25 protein-coding genes and 2 pseudogenes are annotated in these 15,506 nt (G+C 61.8%); 4 read left to right on the top strand and 23 right to left on the bottom strand.

The window, feature by feature from the left end:
- The 9 genes and pseudogenes from OVY29_RS22795 to OVY29_RS22755 form a co-directional block, all read right to left on the bottom strand.
- Positions 1–480, bottom strand: a complete 480-nt coding sequence (locus OVY29_RS22795) for a hypothetical protein (RefSeq protein WP_313912357.1) — start codon at positions 478–480, stop codon at positions 1–3.
- A gap of 280 nt (positions 481–760) precedes the next feature.
- Positions 761–1,375 (bottom strand): universal stress protein, encoded by a 615-nt coding sequence (locus tag OVY29_RS22790; protein WP_313912356.1) that lies wholly within the window; start codon positions 1,373–1,375, stop codon positions 761–763.
- 166 nt (positions 1,376–1,541) lie between these two features.
- Positions 1,542–1,715 (bottom strand): hypothetical protein, encoded by a 174-nt coding sequence (locus tag OVY29_RS22785; RefSeq protein ID WP_313912479.1) that lies wholly within the window; start codon positions 1,713–1,715, stop codon positions 1,542–1,544.
- Between the two features lie 37 nt (positions 1,716–1,752).
- Positions 1,753–1,977: pseudogene (locus OVY29_RS22780) on the bottom strand (cation transporter); the annotation flags it as partial.
- Between the two features lie 81 nt (positions 1,978–2,058).
- A complete protein-coding gene (locus OVY29_RS22775; RefSeq protein ID WP_313912478.1) occupies positions 2,059–2,247 on the bottom strand; it encodes a hypothetical protein in 189 nt (62 codons plus the stop codon).
- Positions 2,213–2,365, bottom strand: a pseudogene (locus tag OVY29_RS22770) (FAD-dependent oxidoreductase); the annotation flags it as partial. The gene OVY29_RS22775 and the pseudogene OVY29_RS22770, both read right to left, overlap by 35 nt.
- Before the next feature lie 34 nt (positions 2,366–2,399).
- Positions 2,400–2,660, bottom strand: a complete 261-nt coding sequence (gene merF / locus OVY29_RS22765) for a mercury resistance system transport protein MerF (protein ID WP_313912355.1) — start codon at positions 2,658–2,660, stop codon at positions 2,400–2,402.
- Between the two features lie 10 nt (positions 2,661–2,670).
- Positions 2,671–2,985, bottom strand: a complete 315-nt coding sequence (locus tag OVY29_RS22760) for a cation transporter (protein WP_313912354.1) — start codon at positions 2,983–2,985, stop codon at positions 2,671–2,673.
- 32 nt (positions 2,986–3,017) lie between these two features.
- Positions 3,018–3,431: a mercuric transporter MerT family protein gene (locus OVY29_RS22755; RefSeq protein WP_409581503.1), complete on the bottom strand. Its 414-nt coding sequence runs from the start codon at positions 3,429–3,431 to the stop codon at positions 3,018–3,020.
- Positions 3,432–3,765: 334 nt separating this feature from the next.
- Between OVY29_RS22755 and OVY29_RS22750 the strand changes: the two genes are divergently transcribed.
- The gene (locus OVY29_RS22750; protein ID WP_313912353.1) at positions 3,766–3,888 is read left to right on the top strand and encodes a hypothetical protein; all 123 of its coding nucleotides are present in this window, start codon (positions 3,766–3,768) and stop codon (positions 3,886–3,888) included.
- 123 nt (positions 3,889–4,011) lie between these two features.
- Here the strand turns inward: OVY29_RS22750 and merB are convergent, their stop codons facing one another.
- The 7 genes from merB to OVY29_RS22715 form a co-directional block, all read right to left on the bottom strand.
- Positions 4,012–4,650: an organomercurial lyase MerB gene (gene merB, locus OVY29_RS22745; RefSeq protein WP_313912352.1), complete on the bottom strand. Its 639-nt coding sequence runs from the start codon at positions 4,648–4,650 to the stop codon at positions 4,012–4,014.
- A 117-nt stretch (positions 4,651–4,767) separates the two neighbouring features.
- Positions 4,768–5,469: a hypothetical protein gene (locus tag OVY29_RS22740; protein ID WP_313912351.1), complete on the bottom strand. Its 702-nt coding sequence runs from the start codon at positions 5,467–5,469 to the stop codon at positions 4,768–4,770.
- A gap of 47 nt (positions 5,470–5,516) precedes the next feature.
- On the bottom strand, positions 5,517–5,741 hold the full coding sequence (locus tag OVY29_RS22735) for a hypothetical protein (protein WP_313912219.1): 225 nt from the start codon (positions 5,739–5,741) through the stop codon (positions 5,517–5,519).
- A gap of 43 nt (positions 5,742–5,784) precedes the next feature.
- Positions 5,785–6,495 carry a tRNA-dependent cyclodipeptide synthase gene (locus OVY29_RS22730; RefSeq protein ID WP_313912218.1) on the bottom strand — a complete coding sequence of 237 codons (711 nt, stop codon included), beginning with the start codon at positions 6,493–6,495 and terminating at the stop codon, positions 5,785–5,787.
- 147 nt (positions 6,496–6,642) lie between these two features.
- Positions 6,643–7,284 (bottom strand): DUF1109 domain-containing protein, encoded by a 642-nt coding sequence (locus OVY29_RS22725; RefSeq protein WP_313912350.1) that lies wholly within the window; start codon positions 7,282–7,284, stop codon positions 6,643–6,645.
- The gene (locus OVY29_RS22720; RefSeq protein WP_313912349.1) at positions 7,271–7,837 is read right to left on the bottom strand and encodes a sigma-70 family RNA polymerase sigma factor; all 567 of its coding nucleotides are present in this window, start codon (positions 7,835–7,837) and stop codon (positions 7,271–7,273) included. The genes OVY29_RS22725 and OVY29_RS22720 overlap by 14 nt, the downstream gene beginning before the upstream one ends.
- Positions 7,834–8,685, bottom strand: a complete 852-nt coding sequence (locus OVY29_RS22715) for a hypothetical protein (protein WP_313912348.1) — start codon at positions 8,683–8,685, stop codon at positions 7,834–7,836. The genes OVY29_RS22720 and OVY29_RS22715 overlap by 4 nt, the downstream gene beginning before the upstream one ends.
- Before the next feature lie 527 nt (positions 8,686–9,212).
- Between OVY29_RS22715 and OVY29_RS22710 the strand changes: the two genes are divergently transcribed.
- A complete protein-coding gene (locus tag OVY29_RS22710; RefSeq protein WP_313912347.1) occupies positions 9,213–9,461 on the top strand; it encodes a MerR family DNA-binding transcriptional regulator in 249 nt (82 codons plus the stop codon).
- On the opposite strand, the gene OVY29_RS22705 is transcribed toward OVY29_RS22710, so the two are convergent.
- Positions 9,410–10,222 (bottom strand): IS5 family transposase, encoded by an 813-nt coding sequence (locus OVY29_RS22705; protein WP_313912346.1) that lies wholly within the window; start codon positions 10,220–10,222, stop codon positions 9,410–9,412. The two genes, OVY29_RS22710 and OVY29_RS22705, sit on opposite strands and share 52 nt — an antisense overlap.
- On the opposite strand from OVY29_RS22705, the gene OVY29_RS22700 reads away from it, so the two are divergent.
- A complete protein-coding gene (locus OVY29_RS22700; protein WP_313912468.1) occupies positions 10,150–10,596 on the top strand; it encodes a MerR family DNA-binding protein in 447 nt (148 codons plus the stop codon). The two genes, OVY29_RS22705 and OVY29_RS22700, sit on opposite strands and share 73 nt — an antisense overlap.
- A 321-nt stretch (positions 10,597–10,917) precedes the next feature.
- On the opposite strand, the gene OVY29_RS22695 is transcribed toward OVY29_RS22700, so the two are convergent.
- From OVY29_RS22695 to merT, 6 genes are all read right to left on the bottom strand, one after another.
- The gene (locus OVY29_RS22695; RefSeq protein ID WP_313912345.1) at positions 10,918–11,574 is read right to left on the bottom strand and encodes an MgtC/SapB family protein; all 657 of its coding nucleotides are present in this window, start codon (positions 11,572–11,574) and stop codon (positions 10,918–10,920) included.
- A 109-nt stretch (positions 11,575–11,683) separates the two neighbouring features.
- Positions 11,684–12,043: a broad-spectrum mercury transporter MerE gene (gene merE, locus OVY29_RS24760; protein WP_409581502.1), complete on the bottom strand. Its 360-nt coding sequence runs from the start codon at positions 12,041–12,043 to the stop codon at positions 11,684–11,686.
- Positions 12,044–12,101: 58 nt separating this feature from the next.
- On the bottom strand, positions 12,102–12,473 hold the full coding sequence (merD, locus tag OVY29_RS22685) for a mercuric resistance transcriptional repressor MerD (RefSeq protein ID WP_313912344.1): 372 nt from the start codon (positions 12,471–12,473) through the stop codon (positions 12,102–12,104).
- Positions 12,474–12,490: 17 nt separating this feature from the next.
- Positions 12,491–14,182: a mercury(II) reductase gene (gene merA / locus OVY29_RS22680; protein ID WP_313912343.1), complete on the bottom strand. Its 1,692-nt coding sequence runs from the start codon at positions 14,180–14,182 to the stop codon at positions 12,491–12,493.
- Positions 14,179–14,472, bottom strand: coding sequence for a mercury resistance system periplasmic binding protein MerP (merP, locus tag OVY29_RS22675; RefSeq protein ID WP_313912342.1), 294 nt, complete (start codon positions 14,470–14,472; stop codon positions 14,179–14,181). Before merP ends, merA begins: the two co-directional genes overlap by 4 nt.
- Before the next feature lie 12 nt (positions 14,473–14,484).
- Entirely contained in the window at positions 14,485–14,835 is a 351-nt protein-coding gene (gene merT / locus OVY29_RS22670) for a mercuric ion transporter MerT (protein WP_313912341.1), read from the bottom strand.
- 92 nt (positions 14,836–14,927) lie between these two features.
- Here merT and merR point away from each other — a divergent pair, with 92 nt between their 5' ends.
- Complete coding sequence (gene merR / locus OVY29_RS22665; RefSeq protein ID WP_313912340.1) at positions 14,928–15,326, top strand: Hg(II)-responsive transcriptional regulator; 399 nt, start codon at positions 14,928–14,930, stop codon at positions 15,324–15,326.
- The last annotated feature ends 180 nt before the right edge of the window (positions 15,327–15,506 follow it).

Below are 15,506 nucleotides of genomic sequence, written 5' to 3'. Positions count from 1 at the left end.
TTATGTCCGAGAAATCGTTGTCTGGCGAACAAACCTTGAGGTGACGCCCATTGCGCGACGGGCTTCGACCTCGCGAGACAGCCACCAGGTGGGAACATAGCTTGCCCCATCGCAATAAGAGCCGCCGCCGGTCTGGCGCCCGCTCCCGTACCCATCCGGGATGTCTGGCATCAGGAGCGATGTGCTGCGGCGGCCCCGAGTTGGGGCGGAAATGGCCAAGCCAACCGTCGGGGGGTCTGCACGATCAAATGCGATCGACCCGCCAATCTGGCTATCGCCCGCCAAGGGGCCTTCATCGAAGTGCGCCTGCATCGATTGCGCGACAAACTTGCCTGCGCTCATGGCCACCGGTGTCTTGTCGGTGCTTACATCTATTCCAGGAACACTTTTGAAGTCGAGCAATGCGACCTCTTGCGCCAACGCACGTGCAGACCACGCCGCAGCCAACGATAGGACAATAATCGAGCAATGAACACGCATCGCACGCCTCCTTGCGGCGTACTGGCGTGGTGGGACAGCGCTCTTGGAAGCAACCAGATGTTCTGGGATGAGTCAACAGCTGGCACCGTATCGCGCGGTTGCCAATTATAGGCACGCGTTGTTTCGCTGCCGAGAGGAATCAACTTCAGGACTCGGGAGCCCGTGTTCGTGCGCGAACTCGTCGCCGGCATATTACCGATCAGTTCCGGGAAACGCATCACTACAAACACGGCGGCCTGCATGGTCTCTTGGAATTTGAAAATGTCATGTTGTCACGCGCTCATGAACTATGAAAAGACTGCATGGATTTCAGCTTTCCTGTCACATCACCAAAAAGACGTTCACGGAGCGATAGGTCGGATTTTGCCCCTGAGACGAGTAGCTCGATACCTTCGCTTTGAGCAAAGCGCCTGATATCGAAACCTGCATTGGCGCCTGATTTTTCGAGATGGATCGCGCGGCAGGGGCGTTCGTCATTGCCCAGGAAGATCGCAAGCTCTTCCAAACGCTCAGAAGCGACTTCGTCCCCGACACCCACGACGAAAATTTCGTTTGCAAGAGCGAGCAATGGGCGTGACGCATGCATTGCTCGGCGCGCCGCGGGTTCGTCCTTCCACGCGATCAGTACGCGGGAAAGTTCTTCTCCAGTCGATCCTGCTTTGAGCCGCAGAACCGGTCCACTCGAGCGGACCGCAAGATCGATTCGATTGACCGTAGCGCAGAGGCTGCTTGTCGTCTCTGAGGTGATGAACAAGTCGGCCGTGTAAAGGTGCTCGATCGCGGCTTCCAAAGGCTGGCCGATGCCGAAACACCAGTCGATCGAGGGTACGCGGTCGCCTGTGCCCTTTCGTGGCGGATGCGAGCGGCTTTGGGGGACTTCCTCTCTGGTCGGCATGGTTTCGCCGTGGGCGTGGCAGGGGCTGGCCAGCGCCCACGGCGCGGTCCGTGCGCGCGACGCCGAGGGCTTCTTCTGAAGCGGAAGCCTCAAGCGAGACGTCGAGCGAGGACCGAAAGGAAAAGACCAGTGCAAAGTCGGCGCGCGCCACGGGGGATGGCTCGGACTAGGCATGGAGCGCTGCCGCGTCTTTGCAGGGCTCGGTTTCGGTCTGGATTGTGGTGTGATGGATCTTGTAGCGCTGCTCGAGCATCGCTGCGACCTCGATGCGGGTCGCTTGGCCTTGAGCGCGCCATTCCAGAACAATATGCGCGGTCAAACTCGCATCGTCGGCCGCCACATGTGCGCTGTGCGTCGGCCGAGCGCTGGCTGATCTGCACGGCGACCAGCGCGATGGCAAGCGCTGCCGCATCGGTGAACATATGGGCGGCATCGGAAAGCAGAACCAGGCTGTTGAACCAAAAAGCGCCGATGACCTCCGCAATCAGGAAACTGCCGGTGAGGCCGAGCGCGATCGCGAGGCTTCGTGTATTTGCGCCCGCGGTATGGCTGTGACCCGGTGTCGCGTGCCCTTCATCAACGTGGTTGTGGCCTGCTCCCATGTCAGGCTCCTCGGACTTCGGACGCGCGCGCTGGTTCTGGAATCGGTTTGAACGTCCAGAACAGGAGGAGCGCGTTCAGTGTCACGAGTATAGTGGCGCCGTGTCGGCGATGATGGCCGTCCACAAATTGGTCAGCCCGAATACCGCCAGCACAAGAAAGACCAGCTTCAAACCGACCGCGATGGCGATGTTGATCACTATCGTCTTGCGGGTCGAGCGTGCGAGGCGGATCGCATCGGGTAAGGGCCTTCGATGGGACGCAGCCGACATTTACGCACGTCCCTCCGATCGTGCCGTGACCGATCAACGCAACTTGCGCCCCTTGTTCGGCCACCGTAATCGCGGCCGAGAACCCGGCCGAGCCAGCGCCGACGAGGTCGTAGCGGCCGTACCGTTCTTTGCGCTCGGAGCGCAGCAATCACTCATGACTTGAACTTTCCTGTGTTCTTATCCGTCTCACAGCAGTCGATGACGGCCGAGGCAGATGCGTTGCGCCGGTAGAGCCCGATCCCGACCAGCCCGAGCGAGGCGACCAGAACCGGGATCAGGACATAATCGGCCTTGGTCGCCAGCGCTGAGAGCCCGATCGCTCCCAGCGCAATCCCAAGGATTGGGGTCGCGCAGCAGAGCGCCGCCACAACCGCCCCGATGACGCCCGTTCGGAAAAGGGCGCGATTGTTCATTGCGGTCACGTCAGCGCGCGAGAGCCGCGCTCTTCACGCCCGTCACGGTCGAAGGATAGCCTGCATTCGTGGTCGCCTGGGCCAGTGCCTCTGCCGTGACCTTCTCATCGTCGAAGGTCACGGTCGCCGTGGCCCGACCGTCCCGCTCCACGACCGCGACCTGGCTGACACCGGAGATGCGCGAGAGCGTTCTTTTTACGATTGGTGCACAGGACACGCAGCTGACATTCTCAACCGCAAGCGTGGCGGTCCGAGGGGCGGCGTAAGCGCCTCCGGCGAGAGTCAAGGCGGCGACGGTCACTGCAGTGCGAAACAAGTTTTTCATGGTAAAGAAGTCTCCTGGTTTGAGAGGTTGCATCAGAGGTCGAGAAGAAAGGGCGCAGCATAAGGGAACGCCACCGCTGCAAAGACGAGCACCGTCGCTGCCCACAGCCCGAATTTGGCAATCCGGCTCGCGCCCGGGCGAGCACAAGCACTACCTTCCGCGCAGTCCACCTTCGGCTGGCGGTAGACGCGCCAGAAGCCCACAGCGAGAAAGACAAGCGCTGCGGCCACAAAGACGGGCTGGTAAGGCGCAAGCGCAGTCAGGTTTCCGATCCACGCCCCGCCCACGCCAATGCTGAACAGAACAAGCGGCAGTATGCAGCAGGTCGATGCGCCAAGGGCGGCCAGGACCCCGCCCGCCATCAACAGTTTTTGCCCGCCCTGCGACGTCCCTGCTTCGGGTTTGCCGGTCAGCCGCGCCGGGGCCGTTCGAACATACTCACTCATTCCTTTTCTCCTCAATCTTTTTAAGATAGGGTCTGTAGCACCTACAGGTTCAAGAGCTATTTTGGAGCGAGGTCTGCGGCCTCGCGCCGAAGGCGCCGCCGACGACAAGCGCACCCTACCACCATAAGTTCGCAAGCGCGGCTCGATCGGTTACATCGAATGTTGATTTTCAGCCGGAGCTGAAGGCGCTTTCTAAGCGGAAGCAGAACCCGCAGCGTGGCTTTGATCTCGGAAAGCGAAAGTCGCCTTTGCCTGCACTGCTCGCCGCGAGGCAGGGTCGCGGGGTAGCCCTGCAACCGCAGTTCCCAAGGGACAGGACGAGCCGCTACGCTGGATGACCGCCAAAGACCCGATCGATTCGGGCACCGCGCGCGTGATGGCGCAGGCCCGAGAACAGCCCAGTGCCATGTCGGGCAAGACCCTCGCCCCCCGCCCGTCGACGCTCACGCCGACATAATGGGCCAGACGAGATTTCGAGTAGGCGACCATTTGGCCCCGCTTTGATTGCGTCGCGGGCTACCCGGGTAGATTTCGCAGAGTGCAATCCGCACCTACGAAACGAATACCGGGCAGTAGGACATCACGATTTTCTCGATGGAATGGTCTGCAGCAGATGCCGATTAAGCTCTTGGCCCAAACGGAAGGCATCTTGGACGCTTGCGATCTCCACTCCTTCACGCTTGGAGGCCCAATCTTTCGCTGCCACGACCGATGCAAAGAAATGCACATGGCAACAAAAAGACTGACGGATGTCGGCCGTTGCCTGCGGAAGAACCAGTGACACCACGGCGTCGGCCGGTACAACATTCTGTATCTCGTTCGGCGAAATCGTGAGAGAAACTGGTGCTCCGGTCGCGGCGCAATGCGACGAGACGCGCGCCGTCTGGCCGATCAGCGCCGGGAACATCAGGGTGTCCAGTGCGCACCAGGCGTATAGACGGCGGCCGTCAATCTCGAAGATATGCGAAGTCTCGCGCAAGGTGAGGACATGCCCAACGATGTTCCCATCGTTATCGTACTCGGTACTGGTGGTCCGTTCGAGCACGGCGTTCACTCGCTCAGCGGGCCAGTCAAGGGTTATGGCAAGCGTCGTACGCGAAACCGGACGCCCCTTGGCCAGTTCACGCAGCAACACGACAAACAGTTCCCCGAACCCTTCGGGCTGATTGGCCGGCGTTAGACTTTCTGCAATCTCGGTGATGTAGCGGGTATGTTTCATAGCTATTCCCTTATCCTGCGCAGTACGAAAGCTGCTTGACGTCGTCGAGGATAGACCGGCGGCCGCCGCGATCTGGACCAGATTGCTCGGGGGCTGATCGCGCCGCGCGACAACGTCCTATTTTTCACCGGGTGCCGGGCGTTCTCCCTTCGCAATCGCCTCCTCGAATGCTGACACTCCGGGCGCGCCGAGTTGCGCTCGCGCCACGTCTCGGAGTTGTTCATTGCGGGGCTTTTGATCGCCCGTCCTGCCCGGTGCATCAGAGCTGCGGATGAAACGTGCCTTGAGGATGTCGGCGAAGCTCGCTGTCATCAAACGTGCCTTGTCTTCCGATAACGCGACCTTTGCCTGGATTCGACGCACCAGACGCGCCGCGATGATGTCAGCTTCTTCCCTGCTGAGTGCATCGACCTGGGCACCCCGGTACCAAGCGGCGCCGGAACGGAAGCTGGCCAGCTCCGTAGTCCGAGCTTCGCCCTGAAGCTCTGTCGCGACATCCTTCTCGAATATCTCCCGCAGGAGTGTGCGAACGGTGTTCGTGCGGGTCTCGCGGTTCCCGTCTGATCCCACGACAGCGAGCACGGTTCCGGCTCGATTTACCCAGGCCTCAGCAATTCCCGTATTTTGCTCAAGTTCGAGGAGAACTGGTTTGGCGAGCCCGCCGCAGGCGATCTTCGGAGCCGCAGGGCACTGCCAAGGCACTTGGAACAAGCTGACAAACTCGGGTTGAGTGTTCGCCCTGCCCTCGTCGGCAAAGCTGCTCGTCGTCCACAGGACGCTAGCCACCGCACAGGCCAAGGCGATGAAGGATTTTCTCATCTATTGTTCCTTATCTCTCGAAGTTTCCATTGGAACTTCCACCGACGTCATTTTTTGCCGATACGCTGGAAAGGTTGGGGAGCCGAGATCTTCGCCTCGCGCTCCAGCTGCCTTACGAACATAAGTTCGCAAGCGCGGCTCGATCGGTTACATCGAATGCGATTTATTCGCGCGACCTTGAGCGTGAGATCTTGAGCTGCCCGGCGGCCAGCGACGAAGCCGCCGCCCGAGCATGGCGCAATGCCGCCGCGCAGCGGGATGGCGCTGCCCAAGATGGTCCGCCTGAGCTCGGCCGGCGACTCTCCGCGGCCCGCCTCACTCAGTCAATTTTTCCAACACTTCCATGGACGCTAGCCGAACACGGGGAGTGACCTCGATAAAGCCCTGGTTAGGGCTAGCTGTCGCTCCGCGTTGTGTCTCAAGCAGCTTGCGCAGAAAAGCAGGGCATTGATGGTAGCAAAATACCGACCGCTGCACGCCCACAATCCGCGGTGTGTCCAGAAAGAACGGCACTTCGGCGAGAAAGTAGCGGGCGCCAGTCTCGATCGCCGTTGGCGTCAAGGGGCCCTTTCGATCTGGATGCTTCTCAAGCACCCATGCTGCGCTCTCAAGACAACCTTCTCGGAATTCTATGTCGGAGGCGAAGCGCTTTTGATACTGAGCGTGCAAGACTGAATATTCGGGATGGTCCGTCAGAACGCGACTGTTCAACAATATGGTGCTGAGCTCGTCCCCCAATCCCAACGTCGAAAGCGCGCGAGCGATCTTGTTCTCGAGGTAATTCGCTTGGCGTCGCGCCTTCTTCTCTGCGCGTGCGGGTGAATATCCAAGCGCCTCGAGCGTGAGCGCAGCGGGTTTGTCAGGCACATAGAGGTGAAAAGCGGTAAAGTTTCGGCTCGCCCACCCGACAAGTTCAAGAATTCGCATCTCTGAGAAGTAGCTGTTGAAGGGGCTGATGCCGATGACAGCATGGGATCGGCTGTCAAACAGCTCAGAGCAACGCAAGGTTACGGGATTGGTGAGCATGCAAAATCCAAATGGCTTCAGGCGCCCCCGACGGGCACCCTTATGAAACATAAGTTCGCAAGCGCGGCTCGATCGGTTACATCGAATGTCGGTTTCGAGCGGAAGCTGCGGGCGATTTCTACGCTGGGGCAGAGGCCTCGCGACGAGCTACCAGCGCAGAAGCCGTTGTCCGAGCATGCCGCCGATCAAGCCGCACATCAGGATGGCGCTGCTGTACCAGCAAGCGACGAAGGGCAGAGAGTCGTCGCCGCAAGCGAGGGCATAGGCGCTGGCGCTGACCCCGCCGGCTAGCAACCCTGCGAGTGCGCCTGTCCGCCACAGTTCTGTGGGCGCCCCCCAGCGCAGCGCCAGCACCATCAAGGCGTAGGGCGCCGCGGCCATGACCGTGATGATCGCCAGGCACTTCGGCCACGCATGACCAGCAATCAAGGCTGCCCATTGTGCGTCGGGTGTTGCGTAAAGATCCAGCGCCGCCAGCAACACGATTCCGACGAAAGGTAGCGCCGCCACAAGGTTCGACGACCGTCGTGCTTGCCCCGGCCTCGCGAGCCTGAGCAGCAACACGAAGGCGGTGGCCGCCACCCCAGCCGCAAATACAAGCTTCAGCATGAGAAAGCCAAGAGCGTGGGGTTCTCGAAGGTCGGGCCGCAGACCGAGAGTCAGGCAGATCGCGGCGACGGCCGCTAGGCTTCCCGCTGCAAATGCGAAGCCTAAGGCGCGAGAGGCGCGACGATAGTCAACGGGTTTGAGATCGACCGTCAACTGATTGATCAGATCAGCGGTCTTCACGCCACAACCTCCCGCCAATGGCAACAGTCATCGCCTTGAGGCCCCGATGGATCCGGACTTTCGCGGCCGCCTCAGTGATGCCTTCGCGACCGGCAGCTTCGGCGACGCTTCGTCCGTCGAGTTTGACGTCGCGAATGACGCGCTGGCTATGTTGGGGGATGTTCGCAAGCAGTTTTTCCATATCGATTCCGGACTCCACCGCCGTATGGTCGAACTCGTCCGACATTGCCTCGGCCGCGTCGAGCGGCCCCTCGGCATGAGCCATCTTGCTTCGGCGGAGATGGTCGATAAGCTTGTAGCGCGCGATCGCGTACAGCCACGGCGTGAAGGGCTCGGAGGGAACATAGGTATCTCGTCGGGTGTGTACCGCCAATAGCACTTCCTGGACGACGTCCTCAGCATCGGCGACGTTCCGTCCCATTTGGGTCAGCTTACTCCTCATATAGGCGCGAAGCAGCGAGCTCAGCTGTTCCAGGAGAGTTCGGTAAGCCGTCGCATCTCCGAGCTGGGCTTGTTCCATCATCAGCCTGAGGGCGCCTTCCTGACGTTTCATCCCCGTCTCAGGAGCGCACTGCTTACAATGCCTAAGGTAAGACCGAAGCCCGCGTGTCCGACGGCTTCCCAGATGAAATTCGCAACGGTGTGGGACCCCATTGCGAAGACCATGCCGGGATAAATCACCAGCACGAGGTAGGGTATCGCCCATTTCCATCCCCGCGCACCAAACAGCATCAGGAACGAGAGGCTGAACATGATCCCGCTCCAATAATGCCAGGCATAACCCAGAGCGACAGTGGTTCCTTGGCTGAGAGAGGAAACCCGCTCATGCTCTGCGTCATGTCCCGCCGTGGGCTTTTGCTCCTCGTGATGTCCCGCCTCGGGCTTTTGCTTCTCGTGCGGGGCAGCCGAGCCGTGCGCATCAGCCTGGCTCGGAACAGGCGGCGTGGCTTCCTCGCGCATGGGACCGGTCCCGTGTTCGTCGGCATGCATGGACCCATGGCCCCCGGGCGCAACTTGCCCTGTGAGGCGCCGCCCAAAGTCGAGCGCCTCGTCCATGGCGATTACGCCGGCGCTCATCCCCGCCACCCGGCTGGCGTCGTAGGTGGCGGTTGCCATATAGCCCGCCAGAAGGGCCACGATGACTGTTCGGACGAAGCGTTGATCACCGGTCCGTCTGGCCAGTGCCACGGAGGCGATGGTGAGAAGGATTGAGGCCATCCAGAAGATGGGTCCGATGATCGACATCGGCACGCCCCATTTCAGGTCAAGGATCAGGGGAAGAGGCCCGATCACGCACGCCGCAAGCGCGACGGCGCGCGGCAGCCAGAAGTCCCTGGACATTCGACCCTGTCGCAAGCCATCGAAAATCGAGTCGTCGAAATTGGCAGTAACGGCGGCCATATTCAAATCTCCCCTATGATCAGCCGTCGGGCCGCGCCGCGCGGCTGAAGCGCGCCGTCGCCTTGGGTTTGAGTGGCGTTGAGCCCGACTAAAACTTCACGACGCCGTCGGGGAGAGGCCGCGCGCAAGCCTCTTTGACTCAAACCCCCTGAGCTTCCAGCAGACCAAGGTAGAAGTGGTAGTCGAGGAACCGGGCAGTTCCTGCCACTGACCGCGGCTTGTAGGGCGCGAGCGCCATCAGGTTGGCGATCCATGGCCCCGCTCCGATGCCGAGGCTGAAGACAATCTGCGGTCCAATACCGCAGGACGAGGTGGCCACCGCACCGAGGAATACCGCCGACGGCAACCAAGCGCCGCCGCTTCCCAGCGACGTGTTCCGACGCGTGCAAATCCGCGGTGGCAGGCGTTGTCGCCGCCGGTCGGGGGAGCGATGCATTCATCAAGTCAGACCTTACTCCCGTTGCCGAAATTCGATTCGAATCGTATGATACTGGCTGTAGTAACTACAGGTTCAAGAGGAAAATTCGATGAGCGGTCACGCAGCAGCAAAAAGCCTCCAGAGGGGAGAGCTTGCCGGACGGACGGGCTGCAATATTGAGACCGTGCGCTACTATGAAAAGATTGGCCTCTTGCCGGAGCCGCCGCGCACCTCGGGTGGCCATCGTGCCTACAGCTCGACGCATGAACGGCGCCTTCGCTTCGTCCTAAGAGTCGGTTTCGAAAGTCACGCAGAACGGGCTAATCGGCGGATCATGAGCGTTGATGCTGCGGCGTAGAGGAAAGCTGCGGCGGATTTGATGGTTGCCTCGACGTCTTTGGCGAGGCGGCGGTTTCGGTTGATCCATGCGAAGAAGCGCTCGACCACCCAGCGCCTGGGCAGCACGACGAAGCCGGATTGCCCGGCGATTTTGCTGACGATCTCGACGCGGATGTTCGTGGCGTCGGTGACGCGCTCGTGATTGTATCCGCCGTCTGCCCAGACCAGGCGGATGAAAGGGAAGAGACTTCGCGAGACCCGTAGCAGCGCGCCGCCACCGTCGCGGTCTTGCACATCGGCGGTGTGGGGCTCGACCAGCAAGGCCCTACCGTCGGTATCGACCAGCGCGTGCCGTTTGCGTCCCTTGATCTTCTTGCCCGCATCATAGCCCCGAGGGCCGCCGCTTTCCGTGGTCTTGACGCTCTGGCTGTCGATGATGGCGGCGCTCGGACTGGCCTCGCGCCCGGCGCGCTGACGGTCTGCCATGACAAGCGCGTGGTTCATCCGCTCAAACACCGCCTCGTCACGAAAACGGGCAAACCAGCGGTAAACCGTCTGCCACGGCGGGAAATCCTTGGGCAGCAACCGCCACGTTATCCCGCCGCGCAGAACGTAGAAGATCGCGTTCACAATCTCGCGCATCGGCCATTCCCGCCGTCGTCCGGTGGAGCCGGCCACAGGCAACAAATCAGCAATCAACGGCCACTCTGCGTCGCTCAAATCCGTCTGGTATCGCTTCGAAACCCGCGTATGTTGCGCGCGGGTGGCCGGGGTCCACATGCCAATCTCCGAGATGTCTGCAAACTCCCGGAATCACATGTGCCTCGGTCGCTCAATCCCTTTCGAAACGGCCTCTAAGAGCTCGCCAACTTGGCTTTTCCCTGGACGAGATCCGTGAGCTTCTGCGGTTGGCGGAAGAGCGCGACCGACCATGCGCCGAAGCTAGCTCCGTAGCAGCTGCCCACCTTCAGGACGTGCGGGCGAAGATCGCCGATTTGAAGCGCATGGAGGGCGTGCTCAAAAACGTCGTCGTTCAATGCGGAGACGGCACGCAGCCGGAATGCCCGCTCATCGAGACCTTGTTTCGCGAACCTACGGCCAGATCGGCGAAGCCACGGACAAAAGCCGCGAGAAGCCCCCGTGGCCATAGCTAAAGGCGCTATACGTCGCCGTACAATCTTCGCCTCGATGTTAACTAGAGGGCATAGCGTGGATGGTACGCCAGACAACGCTAAGGGCGAACAATCGGTGAACGCTTAGGCGACGCGGATATCTTGCGGCAGGTTTAGGGCCTTACGGCCAGCGGATGCAGCAGCTCTATCCCAGAGGAAGTCGCCGATCGATGGAACAGGCACCTGTTCTGGGCCTCGATAGCGATTTGGTCATTCGGCATGTTCACGGCTTTTTTTGCTTCTGCCGTTGTGTAGCTTCCGGTTCGATCGGTCGGTTGCGGCTATTGCGAGCGCAGCCCGGCATCAGAGCGCCCTAATCTCGGTGACGTCTGACATCCTGCGAAGCCGATCCATGAATTCGCGGTGGCGCGTCGGGGTATCACAGAACGAGATGTGCATCCGGATTGTCCCCTCTGCCCGTTGGAAGGCGAGCGGACCTTCCTGGAATCGACATTTGCTAAGCGCGTCATAAACGGCCTGGATGACGTTCTCATTCTCATATGTCGTGATCTGATACTCCAGGATGCGCCACTTTTCGCCAAGTCGTTTCTCGATGAGCGCGAGCACGCGCAGCGCGGCCAGCGCCAAGCCGACGCCCACGCCCGCCAGGATATATTCCTTGGTGGCGGCGGCCAGACCCAGGGCGCCGTTCACCCAGATGAGCGCGGCGGTCGTCAGTCCGCGCACGGTGCCGCGAAGCTGCAATATGACGCCCGCCCCCAGAAAACCGAGGCCCGTCACCACGTTTGCCGCGACCCGTCCGGTTTCCATTCCTGGAATCGAGCCCCCGGCCAGGACGAATATGGCCGTGCCCAATGTCACCAGAAACTGCGTCCGGAGGCCCGCCGGTTTGCGCGACAGCTCCCGCTCCAGGCCCAGCGTCAGCCCGACCGCTGCGGCGACAGCAAGCGGCAGCAACATGTCGGTGACGAATTCAGGAGATGGCATGAAGGCGCTCAACAGGGAAAGCTTCGCGCGTGCTTGATGTCGGTCGAATGCGCAGACCAACCGACGACCGTTTGGACATTTGACCCATGCGGGTCATCAATTCGACGGTCGCGCGCAGCGATCATGATTTTGCCCGGAATGCCTGCAGCGCGCCGCTCAGAAACAGGAGAAACAGCCCCGTGAGCACGACCAGCGCGATGTTCCAATTCTCGCCGAGGATGGCAGCGAAGCTCGATCCGGCGAACAGGGTGAGCAACAGCGGTAGATGGCAGGGGCAGGTCAGAGCTGCCAGCGCGCTCCAGATGAAGGCTCGGGTCCGCGAGGGTCTGGAGGAGCCAAGGCTACGGATTTCCGCATGCTGGTTCGCGCTACACGAGGGACGATGCGCCGCATCACTGTCACGAACAGGCGATCGTCCGGGCCGGGTGGGCACACGGACATGATCGCCTATGGTCAGCGATGCGGCGCTGGCCGGGCGCATTTGCGGCGACCCACCCGGCCAAGGGCGGCAGCGTTGGGACGTTTCGAGAGCTGGAAGCTTATGCATGGCTACATTCCCTGGCAGCGTCGGCCCCAACAGCCGAAATCATGCGCTCCAGCCGCCCGTCCAGCGTGGACAGGGCCGCGCATCGCACGGCAATTCGGGCGCGCACGCGCTCCAGAAATTCGACAGCGTCGCTGCCGCCATCGTCCAGCGCGTGACACAGCCTGGTCAGCTCATCGAGGCCGACGCCCGCCTCGAACAGGCTGCGCACGAAGCGCAGCCGTTCCAGTGCCTGATCGTCATAAAGACCGTAGCCGCTCTCGGTGCGCCGTGCGGGGCGCAACAGCCCGCGCAGCACATAGTCGCGCACGACATAGACACTGACACCGGCTTCATTGGCCAGCTTTGAAATGGTGCAGATATCCATCCGGCCTCTCCCTCGCGCTATCCTGCGCAGCAGGACAGTTGCTTCACGTCCTTGCGGAAGGTTTGCGCGGCGAGCTTCAGCCCTTCGACCATCGTGAGATAGGGGAACAGCTGGTCGGCCAGCTCCTCAACGGTCATGCCGGCCCGGATCGCCAGCGCCGCCGTCTGAATGAACTCGCCAGCCTCCGGCGCCACCGCCTGCACGCCGATCAGCCGTCGGCTGCCTTCCTCGATGACCAGCTTGATGAAGCCGCGCGTGTCGAAATTGGCGAGCGCACGCGGCACATTGTCGAGGGTGAGCGTGCGGCTGTCGGTCTCGATCCCGTCATGGTGCGCGTCCACCTCGGAAGAGCCCACTGTGGCGACCTGCGGGTCGGTGAACACGACTGCCGGCATGGCGGTCAGATCGAGAGTAGCATCACCGCCGGTCATGTTGATCGCCGCGCGCGTGCCCGCCGCCGCTGCGACATAGACGAACTGCGGCTGATCGGTGCAGTCGCCGGCGGCGTAGATGTGCGGTGCGCTGGTGCGCATCGCCTGGTCGATAGCGATAGCGCCTTGCTGATTCACTTCCACACCGGCGGCATCGAGGTTTAGGCCCCGCGTATTGGGCGAGCGACCGGTGACGACCAGCAGCCGATCGGCGCGCACTTCGCCGTCCGGGATCGTCAGCACAAATTCACCGTCGCTATGTGTAACCTGGCTTGCCTGGGTCTGTTCCAGGACCTCGATACCTTCGGCGCGGAACGCATCGGTGAGCGCTTCGCCGATGGCCGGATCCTCGCGGAAGAACAGCGTGCTGCGCGCCAGGATCGTCACCTGGCTTCCGAGTCGCGCGAAGGCCTGCGCCAGCTCCACCGCTACGACGGACGAGCCGACCACCGCCAAGCGTTCGGGGATGATGTCGCTTGCCAGCGCGTCGGTGGACGTCCAGTAGGGCGTGTCTACGAGGCCGGGGATCGGCGGAATCGCAGGGCTCGCACCGGTCGCGATCAGGCAGCGGTCGAACGCCACTTCCCGTTCACCGCCGTCCGACATGCGCACGATCAGACTCTGACCATTCTTCAACCTGGCCTCACCGTGCAGCACGGTGATGGCGGGGTTTCCGTCGAGAATGTTCTCATACTTGGCGTGGCGCAGCTCCTCGACCCGTGTCTGCTGCTGGGCCAGCAGCCGCTCGCGCAGAATCGCCGGCGGTGTTGCCGAGATGCCGTCGTCGAACGGGCTTTGCTGGCGAAGATGGGCGATGTGCGCGGCGCGGATCATGATCTTCGATGGCACACAGCCGACATTGACGCAGGTGCCGCCAATCGTGCCGCGCTCGATGAGCGTCACCCGCGCGCCTTGCTCAATGGCTTTGAGCGCTCCGGCCATTGCCGCTCCGCCGCTGCCGATCACGACGACGTGCAACACATGTTCGCCGTCACGCTCCTGCTGAGACCCGGCATCCAGCCAGCCTCGCGCCTTGTCAAATAGCCTGAGCGGCTTGCGTGAGGGGCCGGCTGCCAAGGCGCGGTAGCCAAGCGCCGTCACCGCAGCGATCAGGGGCTCCGACCCCACGTCCGGCTCGGTTTCGACCTCTGCCCGGCCATTGGGATAGGAGACCGCCACCGCCCGCACGCCGGGCACCTTCTTCAATGCCTGTTCCACATGATCGGAGCACGATGTGCAAGTCATTCCCTCGATGCGCAGTGCGACAGCCTCGCTCATGCTGATGGCCTCACTTCTTTGACCGTGGAAGGATAGCCCGCGTTTTCGGTGGCCTTGGTCAGCGCCTGGACATTGGTCTTGGCGTCATCGAAGGTCACGACGGCCTCGCGGCGTTCAAAGCCGACCTCGGCCTTTTCGACGCCTTCCACCTTGGTGAGCGCGTTCTTGACGGTAATCGGGCAGGCGGCGCCGGTCATGCCGGGCACCGACAGCCTTACGGTCTTCGTGGCGGCCCAGGCTGGCGCGGCGAGCGTGGCCGCCAGGGCGGCAAGGATGGCGAGTTTCTTCATTGAAGTTTCCTTTCAGTAGAACAGCGGCAAGATGTAAGGGAAAGCGAGGGCGAGCAGCACCAGCGCCGCCACGATCCAGAAGATGATCCTGTAGGCCGTCCTCACCTGGGGCACGGCGCAGACGTCGCCTGGATCACAGGCCTTTGCCGGACGAAAGATGCTCCGCCACGCGAAGAGCAGCGCAATCAGCGCCGCGCCGATGAAGACCGGACGATAGGGCTCCAGCACGGTCAGACTGCCGATCCACGCCCCCGAAAACCCGAGCGCGATCAGCACGAGGGGGCCGAGGCAGCAGGCCGAGACGAGAATGGCGGCAATGCCGCCCGCAGCCAGCGCGCCGCGTCCCTTCCCTGTCTCCGACATGGGTGTTTCCGACATAAGTTCCCTTCCTCGAATCGGCTTGTTGAGCTAAGGCTACCTCCGGACTTAGGTACGGAGTCAAGCAGAAGGAATTCATGTTGGACAATCTGACCATCGGGGCCTTTGCCAAGTCGGCCGGGGTCAATGTCGAGACGATCCGCTTCTATCAGCGCAAGGGGCTGCTCGTCGAACCGGACCGGCCCTATGGCGGCATCCGGCGCTACGGCGAGGCGGACGTGGCGCGTGTGAAATTCGTGAAGACCGCCCAGCGCCTGGGCTTCACCCTCGACGAAATCGTGCAACTGCTGAGGCTAGAGGATGGCACGCATTGCAGCGAAGCGGCTGGAATCGCCGGTGCGCGGCTGGCGGATGTGCGGGCGCGGCTCGCGGATCTGGCCCGCATGGAGGCCGCGCTCTCGCAACTGGAGCGCGACTGCAACGCCCATCATGGGGACGTGACTTGTCCGCTTATTGCGGCCTTGCACTGCCGGTAGATCCGTCTGAGGGCAGGGGTGGAAAATAGACCAAAAATGTATGGCCTGCCCCGTCTGCAAGGGGCTTTATTGAGATCGGCAACTGACAAGTCTGCATCAACATATACGGCATGTCGGCTGAGCGCCGTCGCCAAGATGGAGAGCCGAGCGTCCCTGGACTCATAAACGCCGGACCATAAC

This window comes from Sphingopyxis sp. SE2 (assembly GCF_032227185.1).
GTDB lineage: Bacteria > Pseudomonadota > Alphaproteobacteria > Sphingomonadales > Sphingomonadaceae > Sphingopyxis.
The sequence above is the reverse complement of the archived record's forward strand: the minus strand, read 5'-3'. Positions and strand labels throughout refer to the sequence as shown.

What these genes read in the sequence shown, in the direction of transcription:
- OVY29_RS22740 (WP_313912351.1), bottom strand. Translation starts at nt 5,469, where the DNA reads ATGAGAAAATCCTTCATCGCCTTGGCCTGTGCGGTGGCTAGCGTCCTG.
- OVY29_RS22790 (WP_313912356.1), bottom strand. Translation starts at nt 1,375, where the DNA reads ATGCCGACCAGAGAGGAAGTCCCCCAAAGCCGCTCGCATCCGCCACGA.
- OVY29_RS22795 (WP_313912357.1), bottom strand. Translation starts at nt 480, where the DNA reads ATGCGTGTTCATTGCTCGATTATTGTCCTATCGTTGGCTGCGGCGTGG.
- OVY29_RS22750 (WP_313912353.1), top strand. Translation starts at nt 3,766, where the DNA reads ATGACCGCCAAAGACCCGATCGATTCGGGCACCGCGCGCGTGATGGCG.
- merD (WP_313912344.1), bottom strand. Translation starts at nt 12,473, where the DNA reads ATGGATATCTGCACCATTTCAAAGCTGGCCAATGAAGCCGGTGTCAGT.
- OVY29_RS22730 (WP_313912218.1), bottom strand. Translation starts at nt 6,495, where the DNA reads ATGCTCACCAATCCCGTAACCTTGCGTTGCTCTGAGCTGTTTGACAGC.
- OVY29_RS22710 (WP_313912347.1), top strand. Translation starts at nt 9,213, where the DNA reads ATGAGCGGTCACGCAGCAGCAAAAAGCCTCCAGAGGGGAGAGCTTGCC.
- merE (WP_409581502.1), bottom strand. Translation starts at nt 12,043, where the DNA reads ATGCGCCCGGCCAGCGCCGCATCGCTGACCATAGGCGATCATGTCCGT.
- OVY29_RS22715 (WP_313912348.1), bottom strand. Translation starts at nt 8,685, where the DNA reads ATGGCCGCCGTTACTGCCAATTTCGACGACTCGATTTTCGATGGCTTG.
- OVY29_RS22705 (WP_313912346.1), bottom strand. Translation starts at nt 10,222, where the DNA reads ATGTGGACCCCGGCCACCCGCGCGCAACATACGCGGGTTTCGAAGCGA.
- merB (WP_313912352.1), bottom strand. Translation starts at nt 4,650, where the DNA reads ATGAAACATACCCGCTACATCACCGAGATTGCAGAAAGTCTAACGCCG.
- OVY29_RS22755 (WP_409581503.1), bottom strand. Translation starts at nt 3,431, where the DNA reads ATGAGTGAGTATGTTCGAACGGCCCCGGCGCGGCTGACCGGCAAACCC.
- merT (WP_313912341.1), bottom strand. Translation starts at nt 14,835, where the DNA reads ATGTCGGAGACAGGGAAGGGACGCGGCGCGCTGGCTGCGGGCGGCATT.
- merR (WP_313912340.1), top strand. Translation starts at nt 14,928, where the DNA reads ATGTTGGACAATCTGACCATCGGGGCCTTTGCCAAGTCGGCCGGGGTC.
- OVY29_RS22760 (WP_313912354.1), bottom strand. Translation starts at nt 2,985, where the DNA reads ATGAAAAACTTGTTTCGCACTGCAGTGACCGTCGCCGCCTTGACTCTC.
- merP (WP_313912342.1), bottom strand. Translation starts at nt 14,472, where the DNA reads ATGAAGAAACTCGCCATCCTTGCCGCCCTGGCGGCCACGCTCGCCGCG.
- OVY29_RS22720 (WP_313912349.1), bottom strand. Translation starts at nt 7,837, where the DNA reads ATGAAACGTCAGGAAGGCGCCCTCAGGCTGATGATGGAACAAGCCCAG.
- merF (WP_313912355.1), bottom strand. Translation starts at nt 2,660, where the DNA reads ATGAACAATCGCGCCCTTTTCCGAACGGGCGTCATCGGGGCGGTTGTG.
- merA (WP_313912343.1), bottom strand. Translation starts at nt 14,182, where the DNA reads ATGAGCGAGGCTGTCGCACTGCGCATCGAGGGAATGACTTGCACATCG.
- OVY29_RS22775 (WP_313912478.1), bottom strand. Translation starts at nt 2,247, where the DNA reads ATGTCGGCTGCGTCCCATCGAAGGCCCTTACCCGATGCGATCCGCCTC.